This window comes from Endozoicomonas sp. SESOKO3 (assembly GCF_024606255.1).
Genome location: NZ_JAHHPR010000064.1, coordinates 1 through 1,679 on the forward strand (window position 1 = coordinate 1; position 1,679 = coordinate 1,679).

A 1,679-nucleotide genomic window follows, 5' to 3' on the forward strand; every position below is an offset into this window, starting at 1 on the left:
GCGCTTCTTCGCCCGGAGTGGCATGGAGCTTGATGATATTGCCAGAATGGTCGTTAACTGGATGGTGTCTTTTATATCAAGATTCGTTACGAAATTGTCCCCTACAAAGAGCTTTTTGGTAGGAAACACATTTTTTTCTTGATCTATCCTTCTTTTCTGTAAACGTGAATGCAAGGATAGAATCATTAAACACTCACTCTTTATGGTAATGTTGCTACTGCTACAGATGTCGTTTGTCATCTGTCAGGCTCAAACGTTGACAAGACATTTTGTTGTTGAGTTTGAACAGAAAAAAGGTTCTCCCAACCAGAGCTTTTCTATAAAGCGTGGCCAACATATATTGCCAGACAGCCCGTCAGACACGACCGACATAAACGACCATGCAGTACTGGATTCAACATCTGATGACAAAACTGACTGCTGGATAAAAACGACACTTATTGAGTCGATTTCATGGCGATGGCTTCGTGCCACAAACCTGTTGGTGGGTTACGAATTGATACTGACTACCAAAAACGTCTCTCCAGACTCAGCTCCTTATTCATGGCCATCTGAAGAAGTGTTTGTCGCTGTCGGCTGGCTTTTAATAAGCTATTGGAACCCGGCATCACCGTTTTTTAACCCGATCAAACAAAAAGAGACCAGTCAGGATCAACCCTTTGCCACCATCACTATGATGCCGGGTTCCGGACATAACCCACCACAAAGTCAGCCAACAGAATCTTCCTGTCAGATAACTTCAGGAGCAACCACTCAACTGACTGGCTCTTTTACCCATCCACTGAATACTACTGACTATGATGGCGGTAACGGAAATCCTCAAGAACACTCTCATACTTTGGGATTAAATTGTTTCCTCCATCCCTGTCATGGCATTTGCAGTTACCGACCATCATTCGATAACAGAAGATCCAATAATTGGCCGCTAAATGCTGAAGAAAGTTCGACAGACAAATCTTCACAGTTAATGAGTGCAAAAGCAGTCTGTATAACTGACCCTGTCGAGCCACTCAGTGAGCCAAGGCAATGGAGTTTGCTTGTCGCCGCTAATGACTCGATTATAATCCACGGGTTACTCAGTCTGAGTAATAATACACTTCCTGAAAAAAACAGGGTTTCCTGTTCGCTGACCGATTCCACATATCCAATGGGGACTTCACCTGATTGCCAACAAGCCCTACCGAACCGCAAAAGAACAGACAGCACCGGGCAACAAACCTGTGGCGAGACGGCGGACATGAAGAACGGTCAGCAACGGCCATGTGGAAGGCTCTTCAACAGTATTAAAGCCCTCTCGGATCACAAAAGAAGATGCCACACCGGACAAAAAATCTGCGACGCAACAGTGGTCGGGAAGGATGGCCAGCAGCGGCCATGCGGCAATGTCTGCAGAAGTGCCCTGGCCCTGACGGATCACAAAAGCAGATACCACACCGGGCAAAAAATCTGTAACCTGCTCGCGGTAGGGAAGGATGGTCAGCAAAAATGTGGAATGGTCTTTAAGAATGCTGTACTAATGGCAAATCACAAAAAAAACACCACACCGGGCAAAAGCCTTTGGCGAAACAGTGGTCGGGGAAGACGGCCAGCAGCGGCAATGCACAAAGGTCTGCAAAAATGCCAGAGCCCTTCTGGATCACAAAAGAAGACATCGAAAACGCAAACCTGTTGATCTTGCC

The 1,679-nt window shown here is 46.2% G+C and carries 1 protein-coding gene; it reads left to right on the forward strand.

The features are described from left to right. Window positions 1-202 precede the first annotated feature (202 nt). Window positions 203-1,672 (forward strand): hypothetical protein, encoded by a 1,470-nt coding sequence (locus KDK18_RS01080; protein ID WP_257252567.1) that lies wholly within the window; start codon window positions 203-205, stop codon window positions 1,670-1,672. Window positions 1,673-1,679: the final 7 nt, after the last annotated feature.